This window comes from Micromonospora inyonensis, assembly GCF_900091415.1.
GTDB classification, from domain to species: domain Bacteria; phylum Actinomycetota; class Actinomycetes; order Mycobacteriales; family Micromonosporaceae; genus Micromonospora; species Micromonospora inyonensis.
In genome coordinates, this window is the sequence record NZ_FMHU01000001.1 from 817,174 (window position 1) to 832,386 (window position 15,213).

At 71.7% G+C, this 15,213-nt stretch carries 15 protein-coding genes; 9 read left to right on the forward strand and 6 right to left on the reverse strand.

All coding sequences use genetic code 11. From position 1 onward, the window contains the following. The first annotated feature begins 16 nt into the window (after positions 1-16). The 7 genes from GA0074694_RS03580 to GA0074694_RS03610 all read left to right on the forward strand — a co-directional run bounded on the left by GA0074694_RS03580 (position 17) and on the right by GA0074694_RS03610 (position 7,593). The gene (locus GA0074694_RS03580) at positions 17-781 is read left to right on the forward strand and encodes a maleylpyruvate isomerase N-terminal domain-containing protein (RefSeq protein WP_091452355.1); all 765 of its coding nucleotides are present in this window, start codon (positions 17-19) and stop codon (positions 779-781) included. Positions 782-962: 181 nt separating this feature from the next. Next, complete coding sequence (locus tag GA0074694_RS03585; protein WP_091452358.1) at positions 963-2,270, forward strand: ABC transporter substrate-binding protein; 1,308 nt, start codon at positions 963-965, stop codon at positions 2,268-2,270. Then, on the forward strand, positions 2,267-3,304 hold the full coding sequence (locus GA0074694_RS03590) for a carbohydrate ABC transporter permease (RefSeq protein ID WP_091452361.1): 1,038 nt from the start codon (positions 2,267-2,269) through the stop codon (positions 3,302-3,304). The genes GA0074694_RS03585 and GA0074694_RS03590 overlap by 4 nt, the downstream gene beginning before the upstream one ends. Further along, positions 3,301-4,134: a carbohydrate ABC transporter permease gene (locus tag GA0074694_RS03595; protein ID WP_091452364.1), complete on the forward strand. Its 834-nt coding sequence runs from the start codon at positions 3,301-3,303 to the stop codon at positions 4,132-4,134. The genes GA0074694_RS03590 and GA0074694_RS03595 overlap by 4 nt, the downstream gene beginning before the upstream one ends. Next, positions 4,131-5,501 (forward strand): GH1 family beta-glucosidase, encoded by a 1,371-nt coding sequence (locus GA0074694_RS03600; protein ID WP_091452367.1) that lies wholly within the window; start codon positions 4,131-4,133, stop codon positions 5,499-5,501. The genes GA0074694_RS03595 and GA0074694_RS03600 overlap by 4 nt, the downstream gene beginning before the upstream one ends. 19 nt (positions 5,502-5,520) lie before the next feature. Continuing rightward, a complete protein-coding gene (locus GA0074694_RS03605; RefSeq protein WP_091452370.1) occupies positions 5,521-6,528 on the forward strand; it encodes a LacI family DNA-binding transcriptional regulator in 1,008 nt (335 codons plus the stop codon). Between the two features lie 141 nt (positions 6,529-6,669). Further along, positions 6,670-7,593 carry a GNAT family N-acetyltransferase gene (locus GA0074694_RS03610; protein WP_091452374.1) on the forward strand — a complete coding sequence of 308 codons (924 nt, stop codon included), beginning with the start codon at positions 6,670-6,672 and terminating at the stop codon, positions 7,591-7,593. A gap of 190 nt (positions 7,594-7,783) precedes the next feature. Here GA0074694_RS03610 and GA0074694_RS03615 read toward each other — a convergent pair whose 3' ends face one another. After that, positions 7,784-8,452 carry a FadR/GntR family transcriptional regulator gene (locus GA0074694_RS03615; RefSeq protein WP_091458595.1) on the reverse strand — a complete coding sequence of 223 codons (669 nt, stop codon included), beginning with the start codon at positions 8,450-8,452 and terminating at the stop codon, positions 7,784-7,786. A 181-nt stretch (positions 8,453-8,633) separates the two neighbouring features. Here GA0074694_RS03615 and GA0074694_RS03620 point away from each other — a divergent pair, with 181 nt between their 5' ends. Beyond that, the gene (locus GA0074694_RS03620; RefSeq protein WP_091452377.1) at positions 8,634-10,418 is read left to right on the forward strand and encodes a 2-isopropylmalate synthase; all 1,785 of its coding nucleotides are present in this window, start codon (positions 8,634-8,636) and stop codon (positions 10,416-10,418) included. 103 nt (positions 10,419-10,521) lie between these two features. Here GA0074694_RS03620 and GA0074694_RS03625 read toward each other — a convergent pair whose 3' ends face one another. Further along, on the reverse strand, positions 10,522-11,040 hold the full coding sequence (locus GA0074694_RS03625) for an O-acetyl-ADP-ribose deacetylase (protein ID WP_091452380.1): 519 nt from the start codon (positions 11,038-11,040) through the stop codon (positions 10,522-10,524). Continuing rightward, a complete protein-coding gene (locus tag GA0074694_RS03630; protein WP_091458597.1) occupies positions 11,037-11,825 on the reverse strand; it encodes an EI24 domain-containing protein in 789 nt (262 codons plus the stop codon). Before GA0074694_RS03630 ends, GA0074694_RS03625 begins: the two co-directional genes overlap by 4 nt. A 105-nt stretch (positions 11,826-11,930) precedes the next feature. Between GA0074694_RS03630 and GA0074694_RS03635 the strand changes: the two genes are divergently transcribed. Next, positions 11,931-12,977 (forward strand): helix-turn-helix transcriptional regulator, encoded by a 1,047-nt coding sequence (locus GA0074694_RS03635; protein ID WP_091452384.1) that lies wholly within the window; start codon positions 11,931-11,933, stop codon positions 12,975-12,977. Here GA0074694_RS03635 and GA0074694_RS03640 read toward each other — a convergent pair. The 3 genes from GA0074694_RS03640 to GA0074694_RS03650 are packed head-to-tail and all read right to left on the reverse strand — an operon-like array spanning position 12,968 to position 15,136. Continuing rightward, positions 12,968-13,882: an SDR family oxidoreductase gene (locus GA0074694_RS03640; RefSeq protein ID WP_091452387.1), complete on the reverse strand. Its 915-nt coding sequence runs from the start codon at positions 13,880-13,882 to the stop codon at positions 12,968-12,970. The two genes, GA0074694_RS03635 and GA0074694_RS03640, sit on opposite strands and share 10 nt — an antisense overlap. Before the next feature lie 55 nt (positions 13,883-13,937). Then, the gene (locus GA0074694_RS03645; RefSeq protein ID WP_091452390.1) at positions 13,938-14,825 is read right to left on the reverse strand and encodes an alpha/beta fold hydrolase; all 888 of its coding nucleotides are present in this window, start codon (positions 14,823-14,825) and stop codon (positions 13,938-13,940) included. Next, positions 14,822-15,136: a DUF2516 family protein gene (locus tag GA0074694_RS03650; protein WP_091452393.1), complete on the reverse strand. Its 315-nt coding sequence runs from the start codon at positions 15,134-15,136 to the stop codon at positions 14,822-14,824. The genes GA0074694_RS03645 and GA0074694_RS03650 overlap by 4 nt, the downstream gene beginning before the upstream one ends. Positions 15,137-15,213 lie beyond the last annotated feature (77 nt).

Here is a 15,213-nt window from a genome sequence, read left to right on the forward strand (position 1 = left end):
CCCCGGGAGGATCGCGATGAGCAGAATGCACGTCAGCAAGGATTTCTGGATCGGCGCGCTCCGGACGGAGGGCCCGGCGTTCGCCGCCGCCGTGGCCGAGGCGCCGCCGGAGACGCCTGTCCTCTCCCGCCCCGGTTGGACGGTCACCGACCTCGCGTTGGACCTCGCCGGGGTCTACCGGTTCGCCCAGGAGCGCATCGCCGCGGGCCACGCCGGCGCGCCGGCGGCACCGCGTCCGGAGCGGCCCGAGGTGCCCGCCGGCTCGACCCCCGCGCGGGTCTGGCAGGAGTCGTACGAGCGGTTGCTAACGCTCTTCGACGGCCTGGACCCGGAGGCGCCGGCGTGGAACTGGGCACCGCAGCCGAAGCGGGCCGGTTTCTGGCTGCGCCGGACGGCACACGACACCGCTGTCCACCGTTGGGACGCGCAGCTCGCCATCGCGGCCGGTGAGCCGATCGAGGCGAAGCTCGCCGCCGACGGGGTGAGCGAGGTACTGGACACCTTCCTGCCGGCCGGCCGACGCCCGGCGCCGGGGCAGTGGCGCGGGGTGGTGCAGCTGGTGGCGAACGACGCGGGGCAGGAGTGGTTCCTGCGGCTGCGCGGGGAGGGGGTGGCCCTGCTCGACACCGGCACCATCCTCGACCACGACGACCACCACGCGCGGGTGCACGCGGTGGGCACCGCCAGCGACCTGCTGCTGGCGCTCTGGGGACGGGTGGACTTCGGCACCCTGGAGGTGACCGGGGACCGCTCCCTGCTGGCGGGACTACGGGTGGCCTGAACGCCACGGCGAGGCGGGGGCGTTGCCCCCGCCTTTTTCGTCGAGCCTCTGAGAGCGCTCTCTTGACACTGCACCCGACACCCACCACTCTTGCCAGAGAGCGCTCTCTCACCATCACCACCACCACCGCCTCACGGCCACCCGCCGCAGCACATACCGACCTGAGAGGGGTCTGAGACAGATGGGTGTCATTCCGCGCCGCCGCCTCGCGGCGATCGCCCTGGTCGCGGCCACCGCATTGATCGCCCCCACCGCCTGCGGCGGGAGTGACGAGCCCGCCGGCGGCGGCCCGATCACACTGACCGTCGACGTCTTCGGCCAGTTCGGCTACGAGGAGCTGTACCGGGAGTACGAGGCCACCCACAAGGGTGTCAAGATCGTCGAGCGGGGTACCGGCGGGAACCTGGACGAGTACTCCCCCAAGCTCACCCAGTGGCTGGCCGCCGGCAAGGGCGCCGGGGACGTGGTCGCCATCGAGGAAGGGTTGATGGTCGAGTACAAGGCCAACCCCGACCACTTCGTCAACCTGCTCGACCACGACGCCGGTGAGCTGAAGGGCAACTTCCTGGAGTGGAAGTGGAACCAGGGCCTCACCGCCGACGGCAAGCACCTCATCGGCCTCGGCACCGACGTGGGCGGCATGGCGATGTGCTACCGCAAGGACCTCTTCGCCAAGGCCGGCCTGCCCACCGAGCGGGACGAGGTCTCCAAGCTCTGGCCGACCTGGCAGGAGTACGTCAAGGTGGGTGAGCAGTTCAAGGCGAAGAACACCGGCGCCTCCTTCCTCGACGCGGCGACCAACATCTTCAACACCATCGTGCTCCAGACCGCCGGCAGCGGACCGGGCCACCACTACTACGACACCAGCGACAAGCTGGTCGTCGACAGCAACCCGGCCGTCCGCCAGGCGTGGGACACCACCATGGACATCGTCGACTCCGGCCTGTCCGGGAAGTACGGCTCCTGGTCCGAGGAGTGGGTCTCCGCCTTCAAGCAGGCCAAGTTCGCCACCATCGCCTGCCCGGCCTGGATGACCGGAGTGATCGAGGGCAACGCCGGTCCGGCCGCCAAGGGCAAGTGGGACATCGCGCGGGTGCCCGGCGAGGGCGGCAACTGGGGCGGCTCGCACCTGGCCGTGCCGAAGCAGAGCAAGCACCAGGCCGAGGCGATCGAGCTCGTCAAGTTCCTGACCAGTGCCAAGGGGCAGATCGGCGCCTTCAAGGCCAAGGGCCCGCTGCCGTCGTCCCCGCAGGCCCTCGACGACCCGGCGATCGTGGACTCGACGAACCCGTACTTCTCCGACGCCCCGGTCGGAAAGATCTTCGCCGAGGGCGCCAAGACCCTGAAGCCGGTCTACATGGGCCCGAAGAACCAGGCGGTCCGGACCGAGGTGGAGAACGCCGTCCGCACCGTCGAACTCGGCCAGCGCAGCCCCGAGGAGGGCTGGAAGGACGCGGTGAACAACGCCAAGAAGGCCGCCGACAAGTGACCGTCGGACTCCAGCGGCCACCGGTGGGGGCCCCGGCGCCCCCACCGGCCCGGCCCCCGAAGGGGGTACGCCTCAGCCGGATCGACCAGCGCTGGTCACCGTACCTCTACATCGCGCCGTTCTTCCTGCTCTTCGGGGTGTTCGGGCTCTACCCGCTGGGCTACACCCTCTGGGTGTCGCTGCACGACTGGGACCTGCTCGGCACCGAGCACACCTTCGTGGGCCTGGAGAACTACAGCCGCCTGATGGCCGACAGCGACTTCTGGCACTCGGTGGTCAACACCCTGGGGATCTTCGTCATCTCCACCGTCCCGCAGCTGCTCGCCGCACTCTGGCTGGCGAACCTGCTCAACCGGCAGCTGCGGGCCCGGACCACGTTCCGGATGGCGGTGCTGGTGCCGAACGTGACCTCGACCGCCGCCGTGGCGATCGTCTTCGGCGTGATCTTCGGGCGCGAGTTCGGCATGGTCAACTGGCTGCTCGACCTGGTCGGCGTCGACCCGATCGGCTGGAAGTCCAACCGGTTCGCCTCCTGGGTGGCCATCTCGACCATGGTCGACTGGCGGTGGACCGGCTACAACGCGCTGATCTTCCTGGCCGCGATGCAGGCCATTCCCCGCGACCTGTACGAGTCGGCGGCGATCGACGGGGCCAACCGGGTCCGGCAGTTCTGGTCGATCACGGTGCCGCTGCTCAAGCCGACCATCATCTTCACCGTCATCATCTCCACCATCGGCGGGCTGCAACTGTTCACCGAGCCCCGCCTCTTCCACTCCGGCACCAACCCGATCCGGGGCGGACCGATGCGGGAGTCACAGACGGTGACCATGTACATGTTCGAGAACGCCTTCGCCCCGCACTACAACTTCGGCTACGGCTCGGCGGTGGCCTGGCTGCTCTTCGCGCTGATCGCGGTCGTGGCGGCGATCAACGTGCTGATGCTGCGTCGGCTCGCCGGCGGCGGGCCGAAGAAGGCCGACGGCGGCGGGCCGAAGAAGGCCGACGGCGGCGGGAAGAAGGAGGGCGGCCGATGAACCGGCTCTGGTCGGCCAGCCGACTCACCTACGCGGCGCTGATCGTCGCCGGGTTCCTCTCGATCTTCCCGATCTACTGGATGTTCGTGGTGGCGAGCCGCTCCAGCGACGCGATGGGGCAGGTACCGCCCCCGGTCACCCCGGGGGGCAACCTCGGGGCGAACATCGCCCGGCTCTTCGACAACACCGACGCGTACTTCCTGGCCGGTCTGATCAACTCGGCGATCGTGGCCACCACGGTCACCGTCTCGGTGGTCTTCTTCTCCACCCTGGCCGGGTTCGCCTTCGCCAAGCTGCGCTTCAAGGGACGCAACGCGCTGCTGCTGGTGATCGTCGCGACGATGATGGTCCCCACCCAGCTCGGCGTCATCCCGCTCTACCTGCTCATGACGAAGCTGAACTGGAACGACCGGCTGCCCGCGGTGATCGTCCCGGCCCTGGTCACCGGCTTCGGCGTCTTCATGATGCGGCAGTACGCCGGCCAGGCGGTCAGCACCGAGCTGATCGAGGCGGCCCGGATGGACGGCTGCAACACCGCCCGGATCTACTGGAACGTGGTGCTGCCCGCGCTCCGGCCGGCCGCCGCGGTGCTGGGGCTGCTCACCTTCATGACCACCTGGAACGACTTCCTCTGGCCGTACGCGGTACTCAACGACCCGGAGAACCCGACCGTGCAACTATCGTTGCGAGCACTGTCGGACGGCTATTACCAGGACATGTCGCAGGTGTTCACCGGGACGGCCATCGCCACCCTGCCCCTGCTGCTCGTCTTCGTCCTGTTCGGCCGCCAGATCATCGGCGGGATCATGGAAGGTGCGGTCAAGGCTTGAACACGCTGCGATTTCCCGAAGGGTTCGTCTGGGGAGCGGCCACCGCCGCGTACCAGATCGAGGGCGCGGCCCACGACGACGGTCGCACCCCGTCGATCTGGGACACCTTCAGCCGTACGCCGGGGAAGGTCTTCCAGGGGCACACCGGCGACGTGGCCTGCGACCACTACCACCGCTACCGCGACGACGTGGCGCTGATGGCGGAGCTGGGGCTGAAGGCGTACCGGTTCTCGGTGGCCTGGCCCCGGATCCGCCCGGACGGCACCGGCCCGGTCAACCCGCGCGGCCTGGACTTCTACGACCGGCTGGTGGACTCCCTCGCCGAGCGGGGTATCGACCCGATCGTCACGCTCTACCACTGGGACCTGCCGCAGACCCTCCAGGACCGGGGTGGCTGGACCAACCGGGACACCGCCGAGCACTTCGCCGAGTACGCCACCGCCGTGTACGCCCGCCTCGGTGACCGGGTGCGCACCTGGACCACACTCAACGAGCCGTGGTGCTCGGCGTACCTCGGCTACGGCAGCGGGGTGCACGCCCCTGGCGTCCAGGACCCGGGGGCCGCCTTCACCGCCGTGCACCACCTGCTGCTCGGGCACGGTCTGGCGGCCCGCGCGCTGCGCACGGCCGGTGCGGAGACCATCTCGATCACGCTCAACCCGGCCGACGTCCAGCCGGCGGATCCGGAGAGCGCGGCCGACGCCGCCGCGGTACGCCTCGTCGACGGGTTGCAGAACCGGATCTTCCTGGACCCGCTGCTGCGCGCCGGCTACCCGGAGGACATGCTGGCCCACATCGCCCGGTTCGTCGAGCCGGCCTTCATCCGCGACGGCGACGAAAAGCTCATCGCCGCCCCGATCGACCTGCTCGGGCTGAACTTCTACCAGCCCACCTACGTCGCCGGGCGGCCCGACGCGGTCGGGGACGCCGGCACGTTCCCGGGCACCGAGGGAGTGGTGGAGTTCCTGTCGCCGACCGGCACGGTCACCGACATGGGCTGGCTGGTCGAGCCGGCCGGGCTGGCCCGGCTGCTGGAGCGGATCGCCACCGACTACCCCGGCGTACCACTGATGATCACGGAGAACGGCGGCGCGTTCGCCGACACCGCCCGCACCGAGGACGGCCGGGTGGCCGACGACGACCGGATCGCCTACCTCGACGGGCACCTGCGGGCGGCGCACGAGGCGATCAGCCGGGGAGTGGACCTGCGCGGCTATCTCGTATGGTCTCTGCTGGACAACTTCGAGTGGGCCGAGGGCTACCGGAAGCGGTTCGGGATCGTCCACGTCGACTACCTGACCCAGCGGCGGACCCCGAAGACCAGCGCCCGGTGGTACCAGGAGGTGATCTCCCGGAACGGGCTGTGACGAGGCGGTGGTGACGGGGATGACGACGGCGCAGCGACCCACGCTGGAGGCGGTGGCCCGACGGGCCGGGGTGTCGCGGGCGACCGTGTCACGGGTGGTCAACGGCTCCACCACGGTCGCCGAGCCGATCCGCGCCGCGGTGCACCAGGCCGTGGCCGAGCTGGGGTACGTGCCGAACCTGGCCGCCCGCAGCCTGGTCACCCAGCGGACCGACTCGATCGCGTTGATCATGCCCGAGGCGGCCACCCGGGTCTTCTCCGACGACCAGGTCTTCCCCGGCATCATCCGGGGGGTCAGCCAGGAGCTGGAGGCCGCCGACAAGCAGCTCGTGCTGATGCTCGCCGGCTCGCCGGCCGGGCGGGAGCGGGTGGAGCGCTACACCAGCGGCCGGCACGTCGACGGGGTGCTCTTCGCCTCGCTCCACGGCGCCGACCCGCTCCCCGCCCGCCTCGCCCGGCTGGGGATCCCGGTGGTGTGCAGCGGGCGCGGGCTCGGCGACTCCCCGGTCCCGTACGTCGACGTCGACCACGTCGGCGGGGTGACCCGCGCGGTGCGGTACCTGATCGAGAGCGGCCGGCGGCGGATCGCCACCATCGCCGGCCCGCAGGACATGGTCGCCGGTATCGAACGCCTCACCGGCTACCGGGACACTGTCGTCGCCGCCGGCCTGCCCGAGCTGGTGGCGTACGGCGACTTCACCCGGGAGTCCGGGGCGGCGGCGATGCGGCAGCTGCTCACCGAGCACCCCGACCTGGACGCCGTATTCGCCGCCAGCGACCTGATGGCGCACGCCGCCCTGCGGACGCTCCGCGAGGCCGGACGGCGGGTACCGCAGGACGTGGCCGTGATCGGCTTCGACGACATCGAGACGGCCGCCTACACCGAGCCGCCGCTGACCACCGTCCGGCAGCCGATCCTGGAACTCGGCCGGGCCGGCACCCGCCAGGTGCTGCGGATAGCCGCCGGCGAGACCGTCGAACCCGCTTTGATCCTCCCCACCGAACTGGTGCTGCGCGCCTCCGCCTGACCGATCGACACCGGTCTCGCCGATCGGGCGGTGATCCGGGCACGGGGGTGGGCCCGTTTCCGCGAAACGACGGCGGAGGCGGGCGGAGGCGGGCCGCAAACCGGTGGCCCGCTGGCAGGAGCCGCGCCTACCGTCCAGGTCATGGCCGCAAATCCCCACGTCGTACGCACCGCTTGCCCCGATGACGCGGAAGCCGTCGTCGCGCTCCGCGCGGTCGTCCACCCGTACCTGGTACGGGGTGTCGAGTCGACCCGCCAGATGATCAGCGAGCCAGCGCCGGGAGAGCACTGGACGGCCTTCGTGGCCGAAGTGGACCGGACGGTGGTGGGCTGGGTGTCGGTGTACCGGCACGGACGGACCTCGGTGACCGGCTTCGGCGACGTGAGTATGCTGCACGTCCACCCGGAGCACCGGGGGCGTGGGATCGGAGGTTCGCTGTTCGACGCGGCCCTGGGTCACCTCCGCCCCCTGGGCGTCCGGCAGCTTCGCGCCTTCGTGTCGACCGACTCGCTGCCGTACGCCGAGAAGCGCGGCTTCCACCCCAGCCGCCCGGTGCGGTACTCGGTGCTCGACCTGCGGACCGCGCCCCGGACACCGGCCACCGCCCCCGCCGGGGCACGGCTGCTTCCGTTGACCGAGCTGGAACCGCGCCGCCTGCACGCCGCCCACGTGGCCGCCAGCGCCGACGAGCCGGATGACGTGCCGGCCGACGCCCTCGGCTACGAGAACTGGCGGTACGAGGTCTGGGACAACCTCGGGCTGGACCGTACGGCCAGCACGGCCGTCGAGGTCGACGGTGAACTGGTCGCGTTCAGCCTGGTGAAGCGGGACGGGGACCGGATGTGGTCGGACATGACGGCGACGTTGCCGGCGTACCGGGGCCGGGGCCTGGCCCACCTGGCGAAGCTGGCCGCCCTGCACCGCGCCCACAGGGCCGGCGTGACCCGCGCGTACACCTCGAACGACGAGGCGAACGCGCCGATGCTGGCGGTCAACGCGCGACTCGGCTACCGGCCGGTCGCGAAGCTCTGGTCCTGCCTGCGCGACCTGCCGGCGACGGGCTGAACCGGCCACGCGATGCGCGGCGGGTACGTGGCGGGCGGGGCCACGGCGGGCGGGGCCACGGCGGGCAGGGTCACGGCGGGCGGGGCCACGGCGGGCGGCTGGCCAAATGTTGCTGGCCGAGAGGGTGTCGACGGCCCCGACTCGGACCTCAGGTCCGCAAGGCGTGAGGTGACGGCATCTCCCGGGGCGGTCAGCTCATCGCATCCTTCATCGCGACGAGATGGGCGCGGCTGAGCTCGGCCGCCGCCTGGGCGTCGCCGCCCGCGACGGCGTCCAGCAGGCGTTCGTGGGTGGCTTGGTCGGCGGCGTCTCCGAAACTGCCGCGGATGCGCAGCATCTCGATCATCGCCTGTCTGCTTCGTGGGGTGAAGCCGTCGAACAGCTCGGTGAGGATCGGGTTGTGCGCGGCGATGACGATGCTGCGGTGGAAGGCCGTGTCGGCGTCGACATGCTCCTCGATCCCGGAACGACAGCTCTCGCGCTCGGCCAGGGCGCGGCGCATGGCGCGCAGCTCGACCGGCGTGCGGCGCTGGGCGGCGAGGGCCGCGGCCTCGGTCTCGATCGCGATGCGCGCCTCGATCACCGCGGTGATGTCGGCTCGGCGCAGCACCACGTCCCAGTCCTCCGGCACGTCGAGGGCCGTGACGAACACGCCGGCACCCTGCCGTGAGGCGAGAACACCGCGGCCGGCGAGCTGACGGATCGCCTCACGGACGGTTGAACGCCCCACCCCGAGCTGCGGCGCCAACGTGGTCTCTCCCGGCAGCTTCGCACCCAAGGCCCATTCGCCGGCCCGGATGCGCTCCAACAGCAGCTCCGCCGCCTGATCGGCCAACGGGGCCCGACTGACCTGGACCATCTGCCGCACTTCCTCTCGCTACCGCTCTACTTGTCTGAGGAGTTGTGGTAGATTCTACCCGTGTTCGCATTCGGACTCCTCCTTCTTCGCTGCCACGGCGGGGCCTAGCCAGACCGGCTCCCCGACGTGGAGCCACTACCCGCGCCGGTCTGCCAGCACCTCCTCGAAGAAGGACCCCGACATGACCAGCGCGATGTTCGCCCGCATCTCCACCCCGGCCGGCCCGATCCCCGCGGCCGCGCCAGCCTGGAACCGGCAACGGCACTCGCAGATGCCCTCCCACCGCTACCAGGACGTGTACGCCCGCGTCGACGTCCCGCTCACCGAGCGCGACTGGCCCACCCGGCGCCTGACCGCCGCCCCGCTGTGGGTGCCGGTCGACCTGCGCGACGGCAACCAGGCACTCGCGGAGCCGATGGACCCGCAGCGCAAGCGCCGCTTCTTCGCGCTGATGGTCCAGATGGGCTACAAGGAGATCGAGGTCGGCTACCCCTCCGCCTCGCAAACCGACTACGACTTCGTCCGCCAGATCGCCGAGAGCGACACAGCGCCCGAGGACGTCACGATCGTCGTCTTCACCCCCGCGCGCCGCGACCTCATCGAACGCACCGTGGACTCCATCAAGGGCATCCGTAACCCGGTGGTTGTCCACATGTACACCGCCACCGCGCCCATCTGGCGCACCGTCGTGCTCGGCAAGGAACGCGACGAGCTGCGCGAGCTGATCCTCGCCGGCGGCCGGGACGTGCTCGAGCTCGCCGGGCATCTGCCCGATGTGCGGTTCCAGTTCAGTCCCGAGGTCTTCAACCTCACCGAACCCGACTACGTCATCGAGATCTGCGACGCCATGACCGAGCTGTGGGACGCGGTCCCCGAGCGGCCGGTCATCATCAACCTGCCGGCCACGGTCGAGATCTCGACGCCGAACGTGTACGCCGACCAGATCGAGTACATGCACAGGAACCTCGCCCGCCGCGACGCCGTGATCCTCTCCGTGCACCCGCACAACGACCGGGGCACCGGCATCGCCTGCGCCGAGCTGGCCGTCCTTGCCGGTGCCCAGCGGGTCGAGGGCTGCATCTTCGGCAACGGCGAGCGCACCGGCAACGTCGACATCGCCACCCTGGCACTGAACATGCACGCCCAGGGCATCGACCCGATGATCGACTTCTCCGACATCGACGAGATCCGCCGCACGGTCGAGTACAGCAACCGGATCGAGATCCACCCGCGGCACCCCTACGTCGGAGACCTCGTCCACACCGCGTTCAGCGGCACCCATCAGGACGCCATCAGGAAGGGATTCGCCGAACACCGCGCACGGTCCGCCGCTGAGGGGCGGCCTGCGAGCGAGATCGAGTGGCGGGTGCCCTATCTGCCCATCGACCCCGCCGACATCGGCCGCAGTTACGACGCCGTCATCCGCGTCAACTCGCAATCCGGCAAGGGCGGCATAGCCTACCTGCTGGAGGCCGACTACGGCATCGAACTGCCCCGCCGGCTCCAGATCGACTTCGCCCGCCACGTCCAGCAGCACACCGACGTCACCGGGGCCGAGATCGACGCGCCGCAGCTACTCGAGCTGTTCGAACACAGCTATCTGCGCGCCGACGGCGGCGGCATCGAGCTGATCGAGTTGCAGACCGGGAGCCACGACGGCACCGCCCGCGTACGCGTCGGCATCCGCATCGACGACACCGATCGACAAGGCAGCTACGACAGCGTCGGTCCGGTCGAGGCCGTGACCGAGTTGCTGCGCGAACACGGCATCGCCGTCGAGATCGTCTCCCTGCACCAGACCTCGCTCACCACGGGAAACGACAGCGAAGCGCTCACGCTCATCGAGTACCGTCATGCCAACGGCACGCATTGGGCGGGTGGCCGGGACCGCTCCGTGCTCACCGCGAGCGTGAACGCGGTACTTCGAGCGGCCCGCGCCATCACCACGGCTCTCGCGTCGGCCTGAGTGCGGCCGTGGTGCACCGCGATCCCGGATGGCGGCGGCCGGCGGGTGCACGGCAAAGGCAGCGAGTATGCGCGGCTGTCGCACGAGAAAACGACCACGGCCGTTACGGTCCTCGAACGGCCACCCGCTCGGCGGCGCGGAGGGTGTCCGCGCCGAAGAGCACCAGCCGGGCCTCGGTGACGGTGGCCGGGGTCGCGGCGCGCAGCACCGACAGCGCCTGGCCGACGGCGTCCTCGACCGGCCAGCCGTAGACGCCGGCGGAGATCAGCGGAAAGGCGACCACGGTGGCACCCAGGTCGTCGGCGACCCGGAGACTGTTGGCGTAGCAGTCGCGCAGCAGCGCGGAACGGTCCTCGGTGGGCGACCAGACCGGGCCGACGGTGTGGATCACCCACCGGGCGGGCAGGTCACCGGCGGTGGTGGCGACCGCCTGCCCGGTCGGCAGGCCCCGGCCGTACCGGGAGGCACGCAGCGCCCGGCACTCCGCCAGGACGGCCGGACCGCCCCGGCGGTGGATAGCGCCGTCGACGCCCCCGCCGCCGAGCAGGGACGAGTTCGCGGCGTTGACGATCGCGTCGACCCGCTGCCCGGTGATGTCCCCCTCGACCAGGGTGATCCTCACGGGCGTGCCTCCTGGACGGGCTGGCCGAGGAGGCGTCGGGTCAGCAGCGCCGCGCCGGCCACCGCGGCGGGCATGATGAGCACCGCGCCGAGCGGGATCAGGAAACAGACGAAGACCGCCACCCCGAAGCCGAGCGAGGTCGGCAGGTCGGCCCGGAGCACCCGACGGCGCTCCGGCAGTCGCATGCCACGCCGGTAGAAGGGGGCCCCGACCAGTTCCAGGACGAGGAACCAACCGCCGACGACCGCGCCGACCACGGGGACGACCGTCTGCCCGACCACCGGGACGAACCCGGCCGCGAAGAGCGGGAGGCCCACCAGCACCGAGATCGCGACCAACCGGAGCGAGTCGACGAGGCTGCGGCGCAGCGAACGCCAGAACGGCACCTCCACCTCGCCCGGGGTGCCGCCGTACCGCTGCTCGACCCGCTCGGAGATCTTCTCGTAGAACGGGTCGCCGACGACCAGGGTGACCGCGGTGAAGGTGAGCACCCCGACCAGCCCGCCGATCCCCAGCAGCGCCAGCCCGGCCGTCACCCGCACCAGGTTGCGCGCGGTGTCCGACCAGCCGTCGGCGAACGGGGTGACCAGTGCGGCCAGCTCGTCGACGAAGTACGCCAGTGCGCCGAAGGCGGCCAGGAAGAGCGCACCGGTGATCAACGCGGGCAGGATGCCGAGCAGCATCAACCCGGGGTTGCGGGCGTACAGGCCGAGACCGCGCACGAGCAGCCCGGCCCCGGAGAAGAACCGGCGCACGGCGCCCGTGGCCGGGGCGGCGACCGTCATCGTGTCCACGCACCGGAGCCTATCGGCCGGCACCGGGGTCCACCGGGCGGCCGACGCGCCGGTGTCCACGGTGGCCCTCCGGCCGCAGCGGGGCAGGATGGCCGGGTGCGCGCGTCCCGGTTGATCTCACTGCTCCTGCTGCTCCAGTCGAGGGAGGCGATGACCGCCGCCGAGCTGGCCCGGGAACTGGAGGTCTCCGAACGGACGGTGTACCGGGACGTGCTGGCGCTCTCCGCCGCCGGGGTGCCGATCTACGCGGACCGGGGCCGGACCGGCGGGTACCGGCTGCTCGGCGGGTACCGGACCCGGCTGACCGGGTTGACCCGGCAGGAGGCGGAGGCGCTCTTCCTCGCCGGGCTGCGCGGACCGGCCGGGGACATGGGCCTGGCCGACGCCGTCGCCACCGCCGAGCTGAAGGTGCTGGCGGCCCTTCCCCCGGCGCTGCGGGACGCGTCGGCCCGGACCGGGCAGCGCTTCCATCTCGACGTCCCCGGCTGGTTCCGGCACGCCGCACCACCGGCATGGCTGGCCGAGCTGGCCGGCGCGGTGTGGCGGGACCGGGTGGTCCAGCTGCGGTACCGGCGCGGGGACCGGGAGGTCACCCGCACGGTGCAGCCGTACGGTCTGGTGCTCAAGAGCGGCACCTGGTATCTCGTCGGCCGGATCGGCACCGGGTACCGGACGTACCGGGTGGACCGGGTGGTCGACGTGGTGGTGGGCGGGGACACCTTCGACCGGGACGAGCGCTTCGACCTGGGCGGACACTGGCGGGAGCAGGCCGAGGTGTTCCTCCGGCAGATGCTCGCCGAGCGGGTGACCGTCCGGCTCACCCCGGCGGGGCTGCGCGCGCTGCGGCACGTGGCACACGCCCCGTTCGCGTACGACGAGGCGGTCGCCGGTGCCGGCGAACCGGACGGGCAGGGCCGGGTGGTGACCCGGCTGCCCGTCGAGTCCGTCGAGGTGGCGTACGACATGCTGCTCGCGCTCGGGCCGGAGGTGGAGGTGCTCGACCCGCCCGCCCTGCGGACCCGGATGGCCGCCGCCGCCGACCGGCTCGCCGCGCTCTACCGCGACGACCTCCGGCCGGACGACGGCGGATCCGCCCCGGTCACCGGTGACCCCGCCGGGCGACCGGACGACGGTCAGCGGTAGCCGGTCACGTCGGCCGGCCTACCGGCGTCCTGCACCTCCACGATGTACCGCCAGGCGTCCGGCTGGCTGCCGTCGACGTCGGTGAAGCCGTACACCCGGGCCAACTCGCCGCTGGAGACGGACCTTGCGTTCCAGCGGGCCCGGTCCGGGTCGGCGGCCAGGGCCGCCACGGCCCGCCCGACGAGGGCCGGTGTCTCCGAGATGGCGAAGTGCGGCTCCCGGGCCAGCGCGTCCCGCCAGTTCTCCTCGGTGACCCCGTAGTGCTCCAGCATCATCTCCGACCGCAGCCAGCCCGGAGTGAGCGCGACCGCGGTGGCACCGTGCGGCTTCAGCTCGTGGGCCTGTGCGAACGCCAACCGGTTGACGGCGGTCTTGGCGAGGTCGTAGAAGAACGAGACCCGGTAGTTGCCGTCGTTGTACGCGGTGGTCCCGTCTCCGATCTCCACCACCAGCCCGCCCGGCCGACGGATCAGCAGGGGCAGCGCGAAGTGGCTGGTGACGATGTGCGTGTCGATCGCCAGCCGGAGCGTACGGAGGCCGGCGTCGAGCGGCTGCTCCCAGACCGGCCGGTCCCAGGTGATCAACGGGTCCGCGCCCCAGACGTCGTTGACCAGCACGTCGAGCCGGCCCTGTTCGGCGTCGATCCGGGCGACCAGGTCGCGTACCTGATCGGGTACGAGATGGTCGACGCGGACGGCGATGCCGGTGCCCCCGGCGGCGGTGACCAGGTCGGCGGTCTCCTCGATGGTTTCCGGCCGGTCCAGCTCCGACCGGCCCGCGCGGCTGCTCCGGCCGGTCGCGTAGACCGTCGCCCCGGCCGCGCCGAGCTGCACCGCGATCTGCCGGCCGGCGCCCCGTGTCGCCCCGGCGACCAGCGCGGTCTTCCCTGTCAGCGGTTTCGTCATGCTCCGACCCTGTCAGCGGTACCTGACAGCCGGAGTCGCCTTTTCCCGATGATCGTCAGTCGTTGAGGAACGTCGAGATCCGGTCCCGGAGGTCAGCCCGGTCGGTCCAGAGGACGCCGGGACGGTCGTACACGTGCAGGGTGGCCCCGGGCAACGCGCCGGCCAGCGCCTCCGCGACCTCGACCGGGTGCCGGTCGTCCCCGGTGCAGCCGATGACCAGCGCCGGGGCGGTGACCGCTCGGAGCGCTGCGGCGTCCCGTAGCGGGGCCTGCTCCAGCAGCCCGGCCAGCTCGGCCGCGAGGCCGTCGCGGAGCAGGTGGTCCAGCCGCTGCCGCAGGTACGCCCACCCGGCCGGGGTGTTGCGGACGGCCGGGGGCAGTTCGACCGCGACGACGTCCGCCACGGCCGATGCCTCCCCGCTCTCGACGGCCGTCAGCAGCTCGGCCAGCCACGGACGGGCCCGCGTGTCCCGGGGCCGGTCCAGCACCGCCGGCAGGCAGAAGACCAGCCGCTCGAAGCGTTCCGGGCTCTCCACCAGCAGCCGGCAGAGCGCCCCCGCCCCGAGACTGACCCCGAACGCCCGGGTCGCCCCGCTCAGGTCGGCGACGGCCCGCAGGTCCCGGGCGAGGTCGAGGTAGCTCCACGGACCGGGCGGCGTGTCGGAGCGGCCGTGGCCCCGGAACTGGAAGAAGACCCGGCGGCCGGCCACCGCGCTGCCGAAGGGCCGGGTGGTGGCGATGCCGTTGGCGAGGCCATGGGCGAAGACCGTGGTCGGTTCGCCCGCCCCGGTCACCAGTCGCTCCAGCCGGACGCCGTGCGGGGTGGTGACCAGTTCCGTCTCCGGCTCCGGCAGGGCCGGCCGGCCGGTACGCGGGCCGCCCGGACCGGGCCCCCACGTCCGCGGCCCGCCGTCGGGCGGCGGTGGCCAGCGGAAATCCCTCACCAGAAGCCCTTGCCGTCGGAGAGGTCACGCAGCCCGGTCCGGACGTCGAGCAGGTAGATGAGCCCGGCGGCGATGCCGACCAGTCCGAAGAGGGTGAGCGGGCCGAAGCCGAGCAGGGTGAGCGCCAGGCAGACGGCCAGGATGGCGATCCACCCGCCCTTGGGCAGGGTGCCGATCGCGGCGAACGCGTCGGCGCGCTGGGTGATCGCGTGCACCAGCGCGACGCCCTGCAGGATCAGCGCGAACACGAGCAGGATCAGCTCGATCACGGAACGGACGTCGAGGAAGAAGATCGGCGCGGCGTTGGCCATGTGGGCAAGCTTATGCCCGCGACCCCGGAATCGTCCGACAGGACGGCCGGGGTCGCGGGTGGAGTAACTGTCCGGTT

Excerpts from the sequence above, each read along its gene's own strand:
- GA0074694_RS03580 (WP_091452355.1), top strand. The coding sequence starts at position 17 with ATGAGCAGAATGCACGTCAGCAAGGATTTCTGGATCGGCGCGCTCCGG.
- GA0074694_RS03585 (WP_091452358.1), top strand. The coding sequence starts at position 963 with ATGGGTGTCATTCCGCGCCGCCGCCTCGCGGCGATCGCCCTGGTCGCG.
- GA0074694_RS03595 (WP_091452364.1), top strand. The coding sequence starts at position 3,301 with ATGAACCGGCTCTGGTCGGCCAGCCGACTCACCTACGCGGCGCTGATC.
- GA0074694_RS03605 (WP_091452370.1), top strand. The coding sequence starts at position 5,521 with ATGACGACGGCGCAGCGACCCACGCTGGAGGCGGTGGCCCGACGGGCC.
- GA0074694_RS03610 (WP_091452374.1), top strand. The coding sequence starts at position 6,670 with ATGGCCGCAAATCCCCACGTCGTACGCACCGCTTGCCCCGATGACGCG.
- GA0074694_RS03615 (WP_091458595.1), bottom strand. The coding sequence starts at position 8,452 with ATGGTCCAGGTCAGTCGGGCCCCGTTGGCCGATCAGGCGGCGGAGCTG.
- GA0074694_RS03620 (WP_091452377.1), top strand. The coding sequence starts at position 8,634 with ATGACCAGCGCGATGTTCGCCCGCATCTCCACCCCGGCCGGCCCGATC.
- GA0074694_RS03630 (WP_091458597.1), bottom strand. The coding sequence starts at position 11,825 with ATGACGGTCGCCGCCCCGGCCACGGGCGCCGTGCGCCGGTTCTTCTCC.
- GA0074694_RS03640 (WP_091452387.1), bottom strand. The coding sequence starts at position 13,882 with ATGACGAAACCGCTGACAGGGAAGACCGCGCTGGTCGCCGGGGCGACA.
- GA0074694_RS03650 (WP_091452393.1), bottom strand. The coding sequence starts at position 15,136 with ATGGCCAACGCCGCGCCGATCTTCTTCCTCGACGTCCGTTCCGTGATC.